Annotated in this window: 18 protein-coding genes; 7 read left to right on the top strand and 11 right to left on the bottom strand. The window is 69.5% G+C overall.

The window, feature by feature from the left end; genetic code table 11:
- Positions 1–11 precede the first annotated feature (11 nt).
- Complete coding sequence (locus AC5Y5E_RS11220) at positions 12–1199, top strand: DUF1501 domain-containing protein (RefSeq protein WP_499903050.1); 1188 nt, start codon at positions 12–14, stop codon at positions 1197–1199.
- On the opposite strand, the gene AC5Y5E_RS11215 is transcribed toward AC5Y5E_RS11220, so the two are convergent.
- From AC5Y5E_RS11215 to fgd, 3 genes are read right to left on the bottom strand one after another with little or no spacing between them, the layout of a single operon-like run.
- Entirely contained in the window at positions 1188–2345 is a 1158-nt protein-coding gene (locus tag AC5Y5E_RS11215) for an acetate kinase (RefSeq protein WP_499903049.1), read from the bottom strand. The genes AC5Y5E_RS11220 and AC5Y5E_RS11215 overlap by 12 nt on opposite strands.
- Positions 2338–4410, bottom strand: coding sequence for a phosphate acetyltransferase (gene pta / locus AC5Y5E_RS11210; protein WP_499903048.1), 2073 nt, complete (start codon positions 4408–4410; stop codon positions 2338–2340). Before pta ends, AC5Y5E_RS11215 begins: the two co-directional genes overlap by 8 nt.
- Positions 4403–5413, bottom strand: coding sequence for a glucose-6-phosphate dehydrogenase (coenzyme-F420) (fgd, locus tag AC5Y5E_RS11205; RefSeq protein WP_499903047.1), 1011 nt, complete (start codon positions 5411–5413; stop codon positions 4403–4405). Before fgd ends, pta begins: the two co-directional genes overlap by 8 nt.
- A 41-nt stretch (positions 5414–5454) precedes the next feature.
- On the opposite strand from fgd, the gene AC5Y5E_RS11200 reads away from it, so the two are divergent.
- On the top strand, positions 5455–6192 hold the full coding sequence (locus tag AC5Y5E_RS11200) for an MBL fold metallo-hydrolase (protein ID WP_499903046.1): 738 nt from the start codon (positions 5455–5457) through the stop codon (positions 6190–6192).
- A gap of 16 nt (positions 6193–6208) precedes the next feature.
- Here the strand turns inward: AC5Y5E_RS11200 and AC5Y5E_RS11195 are convergent, their stop codons facing one another.
- Positions 6209–7399, bottom strand: a complete 1191-nt coding sequence (locus tag AC5Y5E_RS11195; RefSeq protein WP_499903045.1) for an FAD-binding domain — start codon at positions 7397–7399, stop codon at positions 6209–6211.
- A gap of 93 nt (positions 7400–7492) precedes the next feature.
- Here AC5Y5E_RS11195 and AC5Y5E_RS11190 point away from each other — a divergent pair, with 93 nt between their 5' ends.
- Positions 7493–7981: a SpoIIAA family protein gene (locus tag AC5Y5E_RS11190; protein ID WP_499903044.1), complete on the top strand. Its 489-nt coding sequence runs from the start codon at positions 7493–7495 to the stop codon at positions 7979–7981.
- 28 nt (positions 7982–8009) lie between these two features.
- Entirely contained in the window at positions 8010–8351 is a 342-nt protein-coding gene (locus tag AC5Y5E_RS11185; protein ID WP_499903043.1) for a nuclear transport factor 2-like protein, read from the top strand.
- Positions 8352–8357: 6 nt separating this feature from the next.
- Here the strand turns inward: AC5Y5E_RS11185 and AC5Y5E_RS11180 are convergent, their stop codons facing one another.
- The 7 genes from AC5Y5E_RS11180 to AC5Y5E_RS11150 all read right to left on the bottom strand — a co-directional run bounded on the left by AC5Y5E_RS11180 (position 8358) and on the right by AC5Y5E_RS11150 (position 14423).
- Positions 8358–9692: an NtaA/DmoA family FMN-dependent monooxygenase gene (locus AC5Y5E_RS11180; protein WP_499903042.1), complete on the bottom strand. Its 1335-nt coding sequence runs from the start codon at positions 9690–9692 to the stop codon at positions 8358–8360.
- Entirely contained in the window at positions 9689–10810 is a 1122-nt protein-coding gene (locus AC5Y5E_RS11175; protein ID WP_499903041.1) for an LLM class flavin-dependent oxidoreductase, read from the bottom strand. Before AC5Y5E_RS11175 ends, AC5Y5E_RS11180 begins: the two co-directional genes overlap by 4 nt.
- Complete coding sequence (locus AC5Y5E_RS11170; RefSeq protein WP_499903040.1) at positions 10807–11898, bottom strand: LLM class flavin-dependent oxidoreductase; 1092 nt, start codon at positions 11896–11898, stop codon at positions 10807–10809. The genes AC5Y5E_RS11175 and AC5Y5E_RS11170 overlap by 4 nt, the downstream gene beginning before the upstream one ends.
- The gene (locus tag AC5Y5E_RS11165; protein WP_499903039.1) at positions 11895–12383 is read right to left on the bottom strand and encodes a GNAT family N-acetyltransferase; all 489 of its coding nucleotides are present in this window, start codon (positions 12381–12383) and stop codon (positions 11895–11897) included. The genes AC5Y5E_RS11170 and AC5Y5E_RS11165 overlap by 4 nt, the downstream gene beginning before the upstream one ends.
- 57 nt (positions 12384–12440) lie before the next feature.
- Positions 12441–13031: a fasciclin domain-containing protein gene (locus AC5Y5E_RS11160; protein WP_499903038.1), complete on the bottom strand. Its 591-nt coding sequence runs from the start codon at positions 13029–13031 to the stop codon at positions 12441–12443.
- Between the two features lie 128 nt (positions 13032–13159).
- Entirely contained in the window at positions 13160–14053 is an 894-nt protein-coding gene (locus AC5Y5E_RS11155; RefSeq protein ID WP_499903037.1) for an SAM-dependent methyltransferase, read from the bottom strand.
- A gap of 7 nt (positions 14054–14060) precedes the next feature.
- Positions 14061–14423: a DUF3054 domain-containing protein gene (locus AC5Y5E_RS11150; protein WP_499903036.1), complete on the bottom strand. Its 363-nt coding sequence runs from the start codon at positions 14421–14423 to the stop codon at positions 14061–14063.
- A gap of 34 nt (positions 14424–14457) precedes the next feature.
- Here AC5Y5E_RS11150 and AC5Y5E_RS11145 point away from each other — a divergent pair, with 34 nt between their 5' ends.
- From AC5Y5E_RS11145 to AC5Y5E_RS11135, 3 genes are read left to right on the top strand one after another with little or no spacing between them, the layout of a single operon-like run.
- Positions 14458–15642 (top strand): acyl-CoA dehydrogenase, encoded by a 1185-nt coding sequence (locus AC5Y5E_RS11145; protein ID WP_499903035.1) that lies wholly within the window; start codon positions 14458–14460, stop codon positions 15640–15642.
- Positions 15643–15656: 14 nt separating this feature from the next.
- Positions 15657–16271 carry a hypothetical protein gene (locus tag AC5Y5E_RS11140; RefSeq protein WP_499903034.1) on the top strand — a complete coding sequence of 205 codons (615 nt, stop codon included), beginning with the start codon at positions 15657–15659 and terminating at the stop codon, positions 16269–16271.
- Positions 16272–16296: 25 nt separating this feature from the next.
- Positions 16297–16788 carry a hypothetical protein gene (locus AC5Y5E_RS11135; RefSeq protein WP_499903033.1) on the top strand — a complete coding sequence of 164 codons (492 nt, stop codon included), beginning with the start codon at positions 16297–16299 and terminating at the stop codon, positions 16786–16788.
- The last annotated feature ends 24 nt before the right edge of the window (positions 16789–16812 follow it).

Below are 16812 nucleotides of genomic sequence, written 5' to 3'. Positions count from 1 at the left end.
GTGGACCGCCGATGCCCGAGATCAACCGCCGCAGATTCCTGATCGCCAGCGCGGGCATCGGCGCGGCCGGCCTGCTGTCGAAGGTGGCGGTCGAATGGCCCGACCTGATGCGCGCGGCCCGCGACCGGCCGCTGCCCGAGGGCGCCGGGGTACTGGTGCTCGTCACGATGTACGGCGGCAACGACGGCATCAACACGCTGATCCCCTACGGCGACGACGCGTATCACGACGCGCGGCCCGAGCTCGCCTACGCGCCGGGCCAGGTGATTCACCTCGACGAGCGGCTCGGGCTGAACCCGGCGATGAAGGGCCTGGCGGGGCTGTGGAACCAGCGCCGGCTCGCCATCGTGCGCGGCGTCGGCTACCCCAAGCCCGACCACAGCCACTTCCGTTCCATGGACATCTGGCAGACGGCGTCGCCCGCCGAGCCGGTCGCGACCGGCTGGATCGGCCGCTGGCTCGACGCCACCGGCGACGACCCGCTGCGCGCCGTCAACGTCGGGCCCGTCCTGCCGCCGCTGGCGGTCGGCGAAAAGTCCACCGCGGCGGCGCTTTCCCCCACGCAGGCCCCGGCCGGCGACGGCCTCGACGACACCATGGGAGCGCTCGGTGTCGACGATCCCGACGACACCCCGGCGATGGCCGCGGTGTGCAAGGCCTATCGCGCCGCACAGACCGTGAGCAAGACGTTCGATTCGGTCAAACCCGCCGGTCGCCAGGCCAATTCGCTGGCCGCGCAGCTGGGCGTGGTCGCCGGCGCGGTCAAGGCCCGCGTCCCGACGCGGGTATACACCGTGCAGCTGGGCGGTTTCGACACCCACGCCGGCGAACGCAACACGCAACAACGCCTGCTGCAGACGTTCGACCAGGCGGTCAGCGGGTTCCTGCGGCAGGTGGGTGATCCGCACGTGGTCGTGATGGCGTACTCGGAGTTCGGCCGCCGCGTCCACGCCAACGCGTCCCAGGGCACCGACCACGGCACCGCCGGCCCCGTCTTCGTCGCGGGGGCGCCCGGCGGGCCTGTTAAAGGCGGCTTCTACGGCGAGGAACCCAGCCTCACCGATCTGGACAACGGGGACCTGAAGTACACCACCGACTTTCGCGACGTCTACCACGAACTGCTGACCCGAACCGTCGGGGCCGACCCCACGCCGTCGGTCGGCCCGGGCCGCCGGGCCCTGGGCTTCCTAACCGCTTAGCGCGCGCACGCAGTCGCGGGCGATGGCCAGCTCCTCGTTGGTCGGTATCACCAGCACGGCGATCGGCGACGATTCCGCCGAGATCTGCCGCGCCCCCCGGCCGCCGCTGAGGTTGCGGCGCTCGTCGAGCACGACGCCCAGCTCCTCCAGGCCCGCCACGGCGTCGCGGCGCACCGCGGGGTCGTTCTCGCCGATCCCGGCGGTGAAGCTGATGACGTCGGTGTGCCCCAGCACCGCCAGGTAGGCGCCGATGTACTTGCGCAGCCGGTGAATGAACACGCTGTAGGCCAATTGCGCGGCGCCGTCGCCGGATTCGATCATGGCCCGCAGCCGCCGGAAGTCGCGCTCGCCGGCCAGGCCGAGCACCCCGGACCGCTCGTTGAGCATGGCCTCGACGTCGTCGACGCCCATGTTCGCCCGGTGCCACAGGTAGCTGACGATGCTGGGGTCGATGTCGCCGCTGCGGGTGCCCATCACCAGGCCCTCCAGCGGCGTCAGGCCCATCGAGGTGTCGATCGGCCGGGTGCCGGCGATCGCGGACGCCGAGGACCCGTTACCCAGATGCAGCACAATCTGTTTCAGGCCGCCGAGCGGCCGGCCCAGGAAGGCGGCGGCCTGTTCGCTGACATAGCGGTGCGACGTGCCGTGGAACCCGTAGCGGCGGATCTGCCACCGTTCGGCCACCTCGCGGTCGATCGCGTAGGTCGCCGCCGCGGGCGGCATGTCGTGGAAGAACGCCGTGTCGAACACGGCCACGTGGGGGAAGTCGGGCAGCAGCTTGCGCGCCACCTCGATTCCCTTGAGCGCGGGCGGATTGTGCAGAGGGGCCAATTCGGACAGCTTCTCCAGTGCGGCCAGCCGCGCGTCGTCCATCAGCGTCGGCCGATAGAACTCGTTGCCGCCGTGCACAACCCGGTGCCCCACCGCCATCAGCCCGCAGGTCCTCAGGTCGATGCCGTCGGATGCCAGGGTGTCGAAGGCACGCTGCAGCGCGGCCTCGTGGTCGGGAACGCCGGATCCGTCCTCACCGATCCGCTCGATGTGGCCCGACGACCGCGCCGCGCCCGAGTCCGGCTCCACCAGTTGGTACTTCAACGACGACGAGCCGGAGTTGATCACCAGCACCAGCCGGCTGCCGCTAGCCATGGGTGGCCTGCGCCTGGATCGCGGTGATCGCCACGGTGTTCACGATGTCTTCGACCAGCGCGCCGCGGGACAGGTCGTTGACCGGCTTGCGCAGCCCCTGCAGCACCGGGCCGATCGCGATGGCCCCGGCGCTGCGCTGCACCGCCTTGTAGGTGTTGTTGCCGGTGTTGAGGTCCGGAAAGATCAGCACGGTGGCGTGCCCGGCCACCGGCGAATCGCGCAGCTTGGTCGCCGCCACCGACGGCTCTATCGCGGCGTCGTATTGGATGGGCCCCTCGACCAGCAACTCGGGATCGCGCCGTCGCACCAGATCCGTTGCCGTCCTGACCTTGTCGACGTCCGCGCCGGTGCCGGAGTCGCCGGTCGAGTAGGACAGCATGGCCACCCTCGGCTCGATGCCGAACTGGGCGGCCGTGCGCGCGGAGCTGATCGCGATGTCGGCGAGCTGCTCGGACGTCGGGTTCGGGATGATCGCGCAGTCGCCGTACACCAGCACCCGGTCGGGCAGGCACATGAAGAAGACGCTGGACACGGTGGAGACGTCGGGAACGGTCTTGATGATCTCGAACGCCGGCCGGACGGTGTGCGCGGTGGTGTGGGCGGCGCCCGACACCATGCCGTCGACGGCGCCGTTATACACCAGCATGGTGCCGAAATACGTTGCGTCGCGCATGATCTCACGGGCGTGCTCGACGGTGACGCCCTTCGACTTGCGCAGCTCCGCGTACTGGTCGGCGAACTGGTCAAGCAACTCGCTCGCCAGCGGGTCGATGACGTGCGCCCCGTCGAGGTCCACACCGAGTTCGGCCGACCGCAGCCGGATTCGCGCCTCGTCGCCCAGGATGGTCAGGTCGGCGACGCCGCGCTGCAGCAGGCGGCCGGCCGAGCGCAGGATGCGGTCGTCGTCGCCCTCGGGCAGGACGATGTGCCTGCGATCCGCCCTGGCCCGCAGCCGCAGCTGGTAGGTGAACATCTGCGGGGTCACCACGGTCGGTACCGAAATGGCAAGCTGGGTAAGCAGATCCGCGATGTCGACGTGTCGGTCCATCAGCTCGAGCGCGGTGTCGATCTTGCGCTGCGACATCGCGGTGACCCGGCCGCGGGCCGAGGCGGCCGCGCTGGCGGTGTCGTAGGTGCCCAGCGCGGTGGCGATGATGGGCAAGCGCAGCCGCAGGCCGCTCACCAGCGCGGCGATCGACGGATGCAGTTCGAATCCACCGTTGAGCACCAAGCACGACAGCGACGGAAACCCTTCCGCCGCATGGGCGCTGGCGACGGCGAGCACCACGTCGGAACGGTCGCCGGGGGTGATGACCGCCATGCCGTCGCGCAACCGTTCCAGCACATGATCGGCGGTCATCCCGGCGACCAGCACGTCGGTGACCTCGCGCTCCCGCAGCGAGGCCTCGCCGCTGACCGGAGTCCCGCCCACGGCCCTTTCCAGCTCGGCCACCGTCGGCGCGCACAGCAGCGGCGCCTCGGGCAGCACATAGCTGCGCTGGGCGAAGGTCTCCAGCGCCTCGGCGACCTCGCTCAATCGCGCCGGGTCGCACCGGTTGGCCACCACCGCCGCGGTGTGGGCGTGCTGGGCGATGAGCTCGGCCAGGCACACCTCGACGACGCCGGCGACCTCCTTCGGGGTCCGGCCCTTGCCGCTGACCGTCAGCAGCACCGGCGCGCCGAGGTTGGCCGCGATGCGCGCGTTGACCGAGAGCTCGGCCGGCCGGGTGACGTCGGTGTAGTCGCTGCCGACGATCACCACCACGTCACAGGATTGCGCCATCGCGTGAAAGGCGTCGACGACGGCGGCGATCGCGGCGTCGCCGTCGGCGTGCAACTGCTGGTAGGTCACCCCGACGCACTGCTCGTAGGACAGGCCGGCGGTGGTGTGCTCCAGCAGCAGCTCGAGGATGTAGTCGCGGTCCTCGCCGAGGCGCGTGATGGGCCGGAACACGCCCACCCGGGCGACGGTCGCGGTCAGCCGGTGCAGCAGCCCCAGCGCGATCGTCGACTTGCCGGTCTCCGGCTCGGGTGCGGCGATGTATATCGCCGAACTTTCAGCCAAGTCGGCGCAGCCTGGGCGCCAGGTCCTTTTCGAAGAGCTCCAGGAACCGGCGCTGGTCGTGACCCGGCGCGTGGAACACCAGGTGGTTGAGGCCCCATTCGACGTATTGGCCGACCTTTTCGACGGCCTCGTCGGGATCCGACGCGACGATCCAGCGCTTGGTGATCTGCTCGATCGGCAGCGCGTCGGCGGCCTTCTCCATCTCGATCGGGTCGTCGATGCTGTGCTTCTGCTCGGCGGTCAGCGAGAGCGGCGCCCAGAACCGGGTGTTCTCCCGGGCCAGTTCCGGGTCGGTGTCGTAGGAGATCTTGATCTCGATCATCCGGTCGATGTCGTCGGCGTTCTTGCCCGCCGCCTCGGCGCCCTCTCGCATCGCGGGGATCAGCTTGTCCTTGTAGAGCTCTTCGCCCTTGCCGGAGGTGCAGATGAACCCGTCGCCGGCGCGCCCGGCGTACTTGGCCACCTGCGGTCCGCCCGCGGCGATGTAGATCGGGATACCGCCCTCGGGCACGTCGTAGATCGAGGCGCCCTTGGTCTTGTAGTACTCGCCCTGGAAGTCGACGCGGTCGCCGAGCCACAGTTCGCGCATCAGCCGCACCGACTCGCGCAGTCGCGCGTAGCGCTCCTTGAACTCCGGCCACTCGCCCTCGTATCCGGTCGCGATCTCGTTGAGGGCCTCGCCGGTGCCGACGCCGAGGAAGATCCGGTTCGGGTACAGGCAGCCCATGGTGGCGAAGGCCTGGGCGATGACGGCGGGGTTGTACCGGAAGGTCGGGGTGAGCACCGAGGTGCCCAGCACGATCCGCTCGGTGCGTTCGCCGACGGCGGTCATCCAGGCCAGCGAGAACGGCGCGTGCCCGCCCTTGTGCCGCCACGGTTGGAAGTGGTCACTGACGGTTGCGCTGTCCATGCCGTGCGCTTCGGCGGCGACGGCCAGTTCGACCAGCTCGCGGGGTGCGAATTGTTCGGCGGACGCCTTGTATCCGAGTTTGAGTTCAGCCACGGGTTATTTCTACTCCTACCGCGGCTCCTACACTCGCGGGCATGGCGCAGCTAGTTCAGGTCACCGACACCGTCTACCTCGCCCGGGGCCACGCCGTGAACTGGACCCTGGTCGTCGACGGCACCGGCGTGCTGCTGATCGACGCGGGTTACCCCGGGGACCGCGAGGACGTGCTGGCCTCGCTGCGCGAGCTGGGTTACGCGCCGGGCGACGTGCGCGCCATCCTGTTGACCCACGCGCACATCGACCACCTGGGCTCGGCGATCTGGTTCGCCCGCGAGCACGCCACCCCGGTGTACTGCCACGCCGACGAGGTCGGGCACGCCAAGCGGGAGTACCTGGAGCAGGTGTCCATTTTCGATGTGGCACTGCGCATTTGGCGGCCGCGGTGGGCGGTGTGGGGAGTTCATGTGGTGCGCAACGGCGGGCTGATCCGCGACGGCATCCCGTCGACGCGGCCGCTGACCGCCGAGGTGGCGGCGGGCCTGCCCGGCAACCCGACGGCCGTCGCGACGCCGGGGCACACCGGCGGGCACTGCTCGTACGTCGTCGACGGCGTGCTGGCCAGCGGCGACGCCCTGATCACCGGCCACCCGCTGCTGCGTCGCGGCGGCCCGCAGCTGCTGCCGGCGGTGTTCAGCCATGACCAGCAGAACTCCCTGCGCAGCCTGGAGGCGCTGGCCGCGCTGGACACCGAGGTGCTGCTGCCCGGTCATGGCGACGTGTGGCGCGGCCCGATCCGCGAGGCGACGGAGGCGGCGCTCAAGCGGGCGCAATGACGAACTGGTCGGCGAGCTAGCGCGCAGCGACGTACTCGGGCAAGGCGATGTCGTCGCGGAATTCACTCCTGATGAGCCGGTCGGCGACCCACGGGATGTCCAGCAATTTGGATGCCTGATTCCGGGTCCACAATCCGAGCGCCGTCTTCGGCGCGAACATCGAGGCGAACGCGCGCGCCGACCGCTGCCTGGCCTCGACGATCGGACGCAGCCGGCGTTCATAGCGCAGAAACGCCTCGCGGTGATCGGCATCGGCGCGGCTGAGTTCACCGGCCAGCACGTAGCCCTGCACCATCGCCAGACCCGTCCCCTCCCCCGCCAACAGCGAGACCGCGGCCGCGGCGTCGCCGACGAGCACCACCCGCCCCTGCGACCAGCGGTCCATGACGATTTGGCTCACACGGTCGAAGTACACGTCGGGGGCGCCGTCTAGTTCGCGCAGGATCTCGGGGCATTCCCACCCGGCATCGCCGAAGACTTGACGCAGCGTGGTCCTGACCTCCGGCAAGTCCCGCGGGTCGGGGCCGCGCATGTGCTCGGCGGTGAAAACGAAAAGAAACAAGGTCTTCTCGCCGCGCATCGCGAACCGGGCGACCATGCGCCCGGGTGTGGTGTAGGCGAGGTAGACGAGTTCGTCACGCGGCTGGTAGCCCTCGACCTCGAACGCGGCCACGCGGTAGCCGAGGTCGGTCTCGAACCGAGATTGCGGCCCGAACACCAAGCCACGCACCGGCGAATGGATGCCACCGGCGCCGACGACCAGGTCGAACCGTCGCGACTCGCCGCCCGCGAACGTGACCCGGACCCCTTCGTCGTCTTGCGCGATGGCGGAAACGCTTTCGCCGAACAGGGTTTCGACATGCGGATCCATCGAGCGGTGGATCATGGCGGCCAGATCACCGCGCGGGACGGTGGCGAAGCGGCCATCGAGGTTGCGCTGGAAAGACTCTGCCGAAAAGCCCCCCACCTTCCGCGAAGTCCGGTCCACCAGGCGTAGCTCCCGGACCACGTAACCGGCGGCGTGCAAGTCCGGGGTAAGCCCCATCCGTTCGGCGACGGAATATCCGCCACCCCAGAAATCCACCACGTAGCCGCCCGTGCGCAGCCGCGGCGCCTTTTCTATCAAGGTCGGCTCGTGGCCGTAACGCCAAAGCCAGTACGCAAGCGTCGGGCCGGCGATGCCGGCTCCGACGATGGCCACCTTCATGCGCGAACCTCCTTTGAATGCAGCCCAAAATGATTATATCATTAAGCAATAGTTGCATTAGGCAATCACGCAGGTTTCGAGCGAGGCGCCACAATGCTGAACGAACTAACGGGCATGCCCGACGGGATCCACGCCCTGGAAGCGGTCGGCACCGTGACGACTGCAGATTACGACCAGGTCTTTGCGCCGCTGGTCGCTCGGGCGCGACGAACGGGTAGTCGGCTACGGCTGCTGTACCAGTTCGGCCCGGGCTTCCGGCGCATCACACCGGCTGCGCTGTGGGCCGACGCCCGACTCGGGGCGAGTTACACGCGGCTGCTCGATGGTTGCGCGGTTGTGAGCGACATCGACTGGATTCGGGCGCCGGCCCGCAGCATCGGCGCGTGGATGCCTTGTCCCGTGCGGGTGTATGAGGACAACGAACGCGACGACGCAGTCGCGTGGCTGGCTTCGTTGCAGGCCGGCGCCGGCGCGTCCACGCGTGACATGGCCAAGGCATACGTCGGTGGAGTGGGCGCCGCGATCGTCAGCCTCGTCAAACTCGCCGGGACCAAGCTTTCCGCCCAGGTCCAACCGCGATGACACCCGGGCCAACCGGGTACCCGTGGGCATGCCAGACAACGAGAGTTTCCAGCAGGCGGCCGAACGCATTTACCACGACTGGACATGGTCCGACGCCGTGCTGGAGAGCCCGGCGGTTCCGCTGACGTTGGGCACCGAAACCGGAATAGTCCACGGGCACAGCGAATTGCGGCCGCTGCTCGAGCGGGTCGCGGCCCGCAAACCGCCGTTGCGGACCTACCACCGGACCGGCTACCTGACCGACGGCGCGCGGGAGCAGATGGATTTCGTCGAGGTCATGGAGATCGCCGACGGGCTCATCCAGCGCCATTGCGTCTACTGGGGCTGGCGCGGGGTGAAGGTCATCCAGGACGACGCGTACCACAAGTAGGGCGCGTTACAGCCCCAGGTGCTCCCGGAGCGTCTCGCCGGCGTACTCGGTGCGGAACGCGCCGCGCTCCTGCAGCACCGGCACCACCCGGTCGACGAACTCGTCCAGGCCGTGCGGCGTCAGGTGGGGCACCAGGATGAAACCGTCGCAGGCGTCGGCCTGGATGTAGGTGTCGATGGCATCGGCAATGCGGCTCGGCGTCCCGACGAACTGCTCGCGGCTGGTGACGGCGATGACTAGCTCGCGGATCGACAGGTTCTCGGCCTCGGCCCGTTCGCGGTACCGGCGCGCGACAGCGACCGGGTCGCCGTGCCGGACCCGGCCCTGGGTGATGGCGCTGTCGACGACCGGATCGAAATCGGGCAGTGGGCCGTCCGGGTCGTGGTCGGACAGCTCGCGGCCCCACACCTGTTCGAGCATCGCGATCGCCGTCGCGCCGCTGACCTGTTGGTAGCGGATGTGCCGCGCCCGGTCCTGCGCCTCGGCATCCGTGTCGCCGATGACGAACGTCGCCGCGGGAAAGACCTTGAGTTGGTTGGGATCCCGGCCGTAGGACGCGGCGCGTCCCTTGACGTCGGCGTAGTAGCGCTGACCGTCCTGAAGCGACCCGTGCAGCGTGAACAGGGCGTCGGCGTTGCGGGCGCCGAACGCGCGACCGTCGTCGGAATCGCCCGCCTGCAGCAGTATCGTGTGGCCCTGCGGCCCCGCGGGCAGCGTGGCGAACCCGCGCACGTCGAACTGGGGGCCACGGTGCGCGACGCTTCGGACCCGGTCGGGATCGACATAGACCCCGGCCCCGACGTCGGCCAGCACGGCATCGGGCGACCAGCTGTCCCAGAACTGGCGGGCCACCGACAGGAACTCCTCGGCCCTCTGGTAGCGGTCGGCGTGGTCGAGGAAGCCGCCGCGGCGGAAGTTGGCGCCGGTGAAGGCGTCCGACGAGGTCACCATGTTCCAGCCGGCCCGACCACCGGACAGATGGTCCAGCGACGCGAATTGCCTTGCCACCTCGAAGGGTTCGTTGAAGGTGGTGTTGATGGTTCCGGTCAGCCCGATCCGGTCGGTGACGCCCGCGAGCGCGGCCAGCACGGTGAAGGTGTCCGGGCGGCCCACCACGTCGAGGTCGTAGATGCGGCCGCGGTGCTCCCGCAGGCGCAGCCCCTCGGCCAGGAAGAAGAAATCGAACAATCCCCGTTCGGCGGTGCGGGCCAGGTGCACGAACGACTCGAACTCGATCTGGCTGCCCGAGCTCGGGTCGGTCCACACCGTGGTGTTGTTGACACCCGGGAAGTGGGCGGCCAGGTGAATCGGCTTGCGCTGCTTGCCCTCCCGCACGCTCATCCGGTGAGCCCCCAGCGCTTGGCGATCAGTTCGTGCGAGCGCAGCCGGTCCTCGTTCCGGTGGGTGACGGAGGTGATGACGAGCTCGTCGGCGCCGGTGGCGCGTTGCAGCGTTTCCAGCGGCTCGGCGACCTCGTCCGGGCTGCCGACGAACTGCGTTGCCGTGCGGTCGATCACGACCTCCAGCTGCTCGTCGGTCAGGGGCTCGCACTGGTCGGGGTCGGGATAGGGGATGGCGCCGCCGCCGGCGCGGATCGAATACACCCAGTGGCCGTAGCTGGACGCCAAATGCTTTGCGGTGGCGGTGTCGTCGGCGACCACGATGTCGGCCGACACCACGACGTAGGGCCGGGGCAGCCATTTCGACGGGACGAACGCGTCGCGGTAGGCGTCGATGGCCTCCAGCGCGGTCGCCGGGGTGAGGTGGTAGCTGGCCACGAACGGCAACCCCCGCGCGCCGGCGGCCTGAGCGCTGCGTCCCTTGCTGCTGCCGAAAATCCACGGCGTCAGGGCCGACCCCTCGCCGGGCACGGCGTGCACGTCGAACCCGTCGACCTCGTAGGTGCCGGCCAGCATCGCGATGATGTCCCCGAGCTGTTCTTCGAAGTCGGGCGCGACGGCGTCGGGCTGCTGCAGGATCGCCTGGGTCGCCTGCACCCGTCCGCTGCCCAGCAGCTTGCGCAGGTCGAACGGTGGCGGGATGACGACGCCGTCGACCTCGCGCCACTCCCGGGACGGTTCGGGTCGGGGTGGCTTCGGGGTTCGCGGCTTGGTGATCCGCCGCTGCGCCGAGCGGCCCAGGCCCAGGTCGATGCGCCCGGGATGGAACGCGTCGAGCATGCCGAAGCTCTCCACCACCGCGGCGGCCGTGGTGTGGCTGAGCTGCACGGCCGCCGAACCGACACGAATCGTGTTGGTGGCGGCCGCGATCTGGCCGATCAGCACGGCCGGTGCCGCGCTGGCGACGGCGACGAAGTGGTGTTCGGCGATCCAGAACCGGCGAAAGCCCCACCGCTCGGCATGCTGGGCCAGCTCGACGGTGTTGCGCAGGGCGGTCGCGGCATCGCCGCCCGAGCTGATCGGCGACAGGTCCAGGATCGACAGCGGAACCGGGGTCATCGGTGCACCGCCGCATACCGATTGGGCGCCACGGGCAGGCCCAGGCGCGCGCGCAGGGTCTCGCCCTCGCGATAGCCGGTGCGGAAGAGCCCGGCCCGTTGCAGCAGCGGTACCACCTGGTCGACGATCACCGGCAGGTCGGTGGCGTTGACGGCCGGGCGCAGGCGCGCCCCGTCGATGCCCAGCCGCCGCCAGTCCAGCAGCAAATCCACCAATTCCGTCGCGGTGCCGTCGAAGACGAGCGCATCGGAACGGAAGTCGCCCGCGCCGTCGAACGAAACCACCACGTCGGCAAGGGCTTTGAGGTGGGCGCCGCCCGCCGCGCGCACCTCGGCGAGGATGCTTTGCACCGAGTCGCCATCGGTGGGGGTGATGAAGACGACGTCGGCGCCGGCAGCGGCGAATTCGTAGGCGGGGCCGACGTGCGCCAGCGCGGCCACCACGGGCTGACCCTGGGGCGGCCGCGGCGTGATCGAGGGCCCTTTCACCGAGAAGTATTTCCCGGTGAAGTCGACGTAGTGCAGCTTGTTCACGTCGACGTAGCGCCCCGTGCTCGCGTCGCGGATGATGGCGTCGTCCTCCCAGCTGTCCCATAACCGGCGCACCACGTCGACGAACTCGACGGCCTCGTCGAACAGGGGAACCCCGGAGACGTCGCGGCGGCCGAACAGGGCCGCCTCGTGCGTGGTGGCGCTCACCCGCGGCTGCCAACCGGCCCGGCCGTGCGACACGAAGTCAAGGGTTGCAATGGATTTGGAGACGTGGAAGGGCTCGGTGTGGGTGACCGTGGCCACCGGGATCAGCCCGATGTGCCGCGTGACGGGGGCGATCCGCGCCGCGACCAGCACGGCGTCAGCGCGGCCGGTCAGCCGATCCCGATGAAGCCGCGCGCTTCGCCCGATCTGCGGCATCAGGGTGTCGTCGATGGTCAGGAAGTCCAGCAGCCCGCGTTCGGCCGTGGCCGCCAGCCCGGCCCAATACCGACCGTCCAGCACCGACCGCGCTCCGGCGGCCAGGGCCGCCCGCCACGCCTGGGGGTGCCACCCGTATCCGTCTAGCGCGACGCCCAGATGGAACTGGCCGCTCATCGAAGCCACTTTTCGAAGGCGATCGGGAGGAACGGCCCCCAGTCCGGCAGCGGATCGGGGGCGATGCGGGTATAGCCCGTCGCGTCGTAGAGCGCCGCGGCCTCGGGTTGCCGGTTGCCGGTGATCAGGTACAGCCGCCGGTACCCGCGCGCGGCGGCCTCGGCTTCCAGCGCCGCCAGCAGCGCCCGGGCATAACCGCGGCGCCGATGCGCGCTGTCGGTCCAGATCCGCTTGAGTTCGGCCGTGTCGGCGTCGTAGCGCCGAAACGCCCCGCCGGTGACGGGCGCGCCGTTCACCACCCCGATGAGCAGGCCGCCGTCGGGCGCCGCCAGCTCGTCCGCCGGCACGGGCAGCCAGGCCAGGTGCACGTCGGGTGTGCCGCCGTATCGCTGCGCGTACTCGACGGCCAGCTCGGCCAGCAGCGGCCGCGCCAACGGGTCGTCGTGCGTGGCCGCGACGAACCGGAGCTGGGCGGTGGGCGTCACGTAATCATCTAACGTTTCCGACGCCCACCCATTCCACCCAGCCCGGACGGATCCGCCTTACTGGCCGGGGGGCATCAGCACCGTGTCGATCATGTACACCGTCGCGTTGGACGTGTGCACGCCGCCGCAGACCACGCCCGCGTTGTTGACCCGCAGGTCGTTGCCCTGACCGGCCACGGTCAGCGGCGCACCCTGCAGCGTCGGGTGCACACCGCCGACCGTCCCCGGGCTCAACTGACCCTGCACCACGTGGTAGGTCAGGATGCCGGTCAGCAGCTGCGAGTCCGTCTTCAGCTTGTCGATGGTGCCCGCCGGCAGCTTGTCGAACGCCGCGTTGGTGGGCGCGAACACCGTGTACTGGCCGTTGTTGAGGGTCGAGACGAGGTTCACGTTCGGATTCAACTTCCCCGACAGCGCCGAGGTCAGCGTGGTCAACATCGGGTTGTTCGACGCCGCCGTCGCCACCGGGTCGCGCGACATTCCCAGCACGGACCCCGGACCGCTCGGATTCTGCTTGGCATAGTCCGCGCAACCCGTTCCGATCAGATCATTCGGGTTGTCGGCGGACGCCGTAACCGTCGGCATCATTGCAACGGCGATGGCCGCGAGACCCACCGCGGCAAGTGTTTTCGCACCCCTGCTCATCATTCCTCTCGACTCCTTCGTCACAGGCGGCCCTGCGCCGCCGTCTTCTGATGGAACACAGGTCATTCGGAGCGGCGGCGCCGGCGGATGGGGCGCAACGGAAAATTTCAGGAAATGAACCGTTAAGTTGGTTAACGAGTCGCGGTGACGTATCCCGGCATGAGATTCACGTCCCGGGGGCGGCCGCGCCAGGAATCGCTCAAACCGAGGCCGGCGAACAACTCGACGACGTTGCGCTGGGATGTCTCCCAGCCGTGCGCCGCCAGATACTCGGGGACGTAACGGTATTCGCCCGGGTACGTCAGGCTGGCCAGGTCGACGTCGAGGCCGTGCAGTCGCCAGCCCTCGACGAAGGCCTGCCGCGCCGCCTGCCGTTCCGGCGTCCAGGAGGCCATGTGATCGGCGGAGAAGCGGCTGCCGGGCGCGCTCGCCCCGCTGACGCCCAGCAGCAACCGGTGCTGCCCGTCCGGCGGCAGGTAGCCGACGAGCAGTTGCTCGGCGATCCAGGCCGTCGGCGTCGCGGCGTCAAAACCGGCCCGCCGCAGGGCCGCCAGCCAATCCCGACGAAGGTCGACGCCGATCCCGCGCCGGTGCGCGGCCGGCCGCGCCTGCAGTCCCCGCAGCACCTCGGCCTTGAAATCGAGGACCTCCGGCCGATCGATCTCGTACACCGTCGTCCCCGGTGGCCACCACAGCCGATAGGGCCGGGTGTCGAGGCCGGACCCCAGGATCACCACCTGGCGAATGCCGGAGCGGCCCGCGTCGGCGAGAAACTCGTCCAGGAACCTGCCATAGGCCGCCTGGACGTTGATGAGCCCCGTCGTGATCGGGTGGCCGCCGTCGTCGGCGGCGTACCGCTCGTCGTCGATCACCTGGGTGAAATACGGCACTCCCGCGGCGCGCACCAGCGGCTCGGCGAACGGGTCATCGAGCAGGCCCTTGTTCGTGGCCACGGCCCTGACCACCGCGTCGAACGTGGTGGTCAGGCCATCCCCGGAGGCCGGGTTCCAGCTGGCGAACGCCATGGTCTGCTCAGGCGTCGGAGCGGCGCCGCAGGGCCAGGCCCACGGCGGCCCGCCAGCCGAGCAACAGGACCGCGGTGACCGACGCGGCGACCACCACGAAGCTCGCCGCCACCCCCGCCGAGCTGGCTTTGCGCAGCAGCATGCCGACGGCCACGGTGGACAGCCAGACGATCACCCCCGTCGGGGCGACGGCGGTGGGTCGCCGCCAGCCGCGGGACAGCAGCCACCCGAGGACGGTCCCGGTCAGAAACGGCCAGGCGGTGGTGGCGAGGCCGCCGATGGTCAGCCCTTCGGCGTGGCTGCGGCGGCCGGCGGCGCAGAACACCAGCACGGCGACGACGTCGACCAGCAGGTAGGCCATCCGTCGCATGCCGCGAGACTACCGGGGTGGCAGGCTGGCAGCTATGAGCACCGATGCACCGCCCGCCTTCGACCGGGACGACCCGCTGGGCCTGGACGCCTCCCTGTCCGGCGACGAGCTCGCCGTGCGCGACACCGTGCGAAAGTTTTGCGCCGAGCACGTCATCCCCTACGTCGGCGAGTGGTTCGAGATCGGGGACCTTCCGGTCCGCCAGCTGGCCAAGCAGTTCGGTCAGCTCGGACTGCTCGGGATGCATCTGCACGGCTACGGCTGTGGCGGCGCGTCGGCCGTGCACTACGGCCTGGCCTGCACCGAGCTGGAGGCGGCCGACTCCGGCATCCGGTCGATGGTCTCCGTGCAGGGGTCGCTGGCGATGTTCGCGATCTGGAAGTTCGGGTCGGAGGAGCAGAAGCAGCAGTGGCTGCCCGGCATGGCCGCCGGCGAACTGCTGGGCTGCTTCGGGCTGACCGAACCCGACGTCGGAAGCGATCCTGCGGCGATGAAAACCCGTGCGCGCCAAGATGGTTCGGACTGGGTGATCAACGGCCGCAAATTGTGGATCACCAACGGCTCGGTCGCCGACGTGGCGATCGTGTGGGCGGCGACCGACCAGGGGATCCGCGGCTTCGTCGTACCGACCAAGACCGCGGGCTTCACCGCCAACACCATCCACCACAAACTGTCGCTGCGGGCCTCGATCACCAGCGAGCTGGTGCTCGACGACGTGCGCGTGCCCGCCGACGCGATGCTGCCCGGGGCGACGGGTTTGCGCGGCCCGCTGTCGTGCCTGTCGGAGGCGCGCTACGGGATCATCTGGGGATCGATGGGCGCCGCGCGGTCGGCCTGGCAGGCCGCGCTCGACTACGCCACGCAGCGCACCCAGTTCGGCCGCCCCATCGCCGGGTTCCAGCTGACCCAGGCCAAACTCGTCGACATGGCGGTCGAACTGCACAAGGGACAGCTGCTGTCGCTGCACCTCGGTCGCCTCAAGGACGGCGTCGGACTGCGCCCCGAGCAGGTCAGCTTCGGCAAGCTCAACAACACCCGCGAGGCCATCAAGATCTGCCGGACCGCCCGAACCATATTGGGCGGCAACGGAATATCGCTGGAGTACCCCGTCATTCGGCACATGGTCAACCTGGAATCGGTGCTGACCTACGAGGGCACCCCGGAGATGCACCAGCTCGTCCTCGGCCAGGCCTTCACCGGCAGCGACGCGTTCCGCTGATAGGAGAACCGCTCATGAGATCTGTCGTAAATCGGATCGGCGTGGTGTTCGCCGCGTGCGGGCTGGCGCTGTCGGCTCCCGTCGCGACCGCCGATCCCGTCACCCTGCCGCCGCTGACGTCCGGCGGCGGCGGGTCGATCATCGGCGGGGGCAACAACTCCGGGATCGCGCAGCAGCTGACCGGGCTCGGCAACCCGAACGTGCAGGAGGTTGACGGCTCGGACGCGGCCCAGTTCATCACGGCCGCCGCCGCGGTCAGCAATCCGCAGCTCGCCGCTCCCTTCGGGCTGCTCAAGCGGGCGCTGGCGTGCCAGACCAACAACGCCGGATTCGGGGCCCGCGCCTACCGGCGCAACGATGGGCTGTGGGGCGGCGCGATGCTCGTCGCCTCAAAGAGCACCACACCAAACGTCGACGCCCTGAACGCCTGCGCCAAGACCAATTGGCGCAAGCCCACCACGGGTTCGGACACCGCGGCGTGCAACAGCGGCTGGACCACGCCCAACTCCTTCGACAGCCGCCGCAGCAATGCGGAGGCCTATTACATCTTCCTGGCCGGCACCAACGACGACTTCTGCAACCAGCTCAACGGGAAGTACAAGACCAACGCAGCGGCCTGGCCGTTCTAGGCGTTGCGCTAGCAGGGATCTGCTGATGGACCAGGACGACCCCGAGAAGCGGAGCGGCAAGCCGGCGCGCATCGGGGCGTGGGTCGCCGTGGTGCTCGGCGGCATTTGCATCTTCGGGGGACTGGCCTTTGGTATCGAATTGGGTGTGTTGCACGCCGTTGCCTATCGGCTCGGCACGCCTACCACGGCGACGATCGATCATTGTGAGGCGCACACCTCGCTGGATGGGGACCGCGAAAGGTGCTACGGCAGGTGGGGCGCCGGCGGAAAGTCGAACACGGGCCCGATCATCGGAGACTACGACCGACGTGGAGTCGGATCACAGGTGGATGTTCATCTATTTCACAGTCGCGGCGGCACCGACGTGGCCTATACGGCGAGCGAGGGAAGGCCGAACTACCTGTGGACGTCCGGGGGCGTCCTGGCGATCGCGGCGGGCTCGGTTCTCGTGTGGTCCGCGCGGCGGAAAATCAAGACTGGCAGTTGGCCGTGGTCCAGTCCTCCGACTTCGACATAGTGTTGTGATGGGCTGCGGGGACCA

This window comes from Mycobacterium sp. NGS54 (genome assembly GCF_059812465.1).
The sequence above is the reverse complement of the archived record's forward strand: the minus strand, read 5'-3'. Positions and strand labels throughout refer to the sequence as shown.

Coding starts and splice junctions, on each gene's coding strand:
- AC5Y5E_RS11220 (WP_499903050.1), top strand. CDS start 12: ATGCCCGAGATCAACCGCCGCAGATTCCTGATCGCCAGCGCGGGCATC.
- AC5Y5E_RS11215 (WP_499903049.1), bottom strand. CDS start 2,345: ATGGCTAGCGGCAGCCGGCTGGTGCTGGTGATCAACTCCGGCTCGTCG.
- AC5Y5E_RS11200 (WP_499903046.1), top strand. CDS start 5,455: ATGGCGCAGCTAGTTCAGGTCACCGACACCGTCTACCTCGCCCGGGGC.
- AC5Y5E_RS11195 (WP_499903045.1), bottom strand. CDS start 7,399: ATGAAGGTGGCCATCGTCGGAGCCGGCATCGCCGGCCCGACGCTTGCG.
- AC5Y5E_RS11190 (WP_499903044.1), top strand. CDS start 7,493: ATGCTGAACGAACTAACGGGCATGCCCGACGGGATCCACGCCCTGGAA.
- AC5Y5E_RS11185 (WP_499903043.1), top strand. CDS start 8,010: ATGCCAGACAACGAGAGTTTCCAGCAGGCGGCCGAACGCATTTACCAC.
- AC5Y5E_RS11180 (WP_499903042.1), bottom strand. CDS start 9,692: ATGAGCGTGCGGGAGGGCAAGCAGCGCAAGCCGATTCACCTGGCCGCC.
- AC5Y5E_RS11175 (WP_499903041.1), bottom strand. CDS start 10,810: ATGACCCCGGTTCCGCTGTCGATCCTGGACCTGTCGCCGATCAGCTCG.
- AC5Y5E_RS11170 (WP_499903040.1), bottom strand. CDS start 11,898: ATGAGCGGCCAGTTCCATCTGGGCGTCGCGCTAGACGGATACGGGTGG.
- AC5Y5E_RS11160 (WP_499903038.1), bottom strand. CDS start 13,031: ATGATGAGCAGGGGTGCGAAAACACTTGCCGCGGTGGGTCTCGCGGCC.
- AC5Y5E_RS11155 (WP_499903037.1), bottom strand. CDS start 14,053: ATGGCGTTCGCCAGCTGGAACCCGGCCTCCGGGGATGGCCTGACCACC.
- AC5Y5E_RS11150 (WP_499903036.1), bottom strand. CDS start 14,423: ATGCGACGGATGGCCTACCTGCTGGTCGACGTCGTCGCCGTGCTGGTG.
- AC5Y5E_RS11145 (WP_499903035.1), top strand. CDS start 14,458: ATGAGCACCGATGCACCGCCCGCCTTCGACCGGGACGACCCGCTGGGC.
- AC5Y5E_RS11140 (WP_499903034.1), top strand. CDS start 15,657: ATGAGATCTGTCGTAAATCGGATCGGCGTGGTGTTCGCCGCGTGCGGG.
- AC5Y5E_RS11135 (WP_499903033.1), top strand. CDS start 16,297: ATGGACCAGGACGACCCCGAGAAGCGGAGCGGCAAGCCGGCGCGCATC.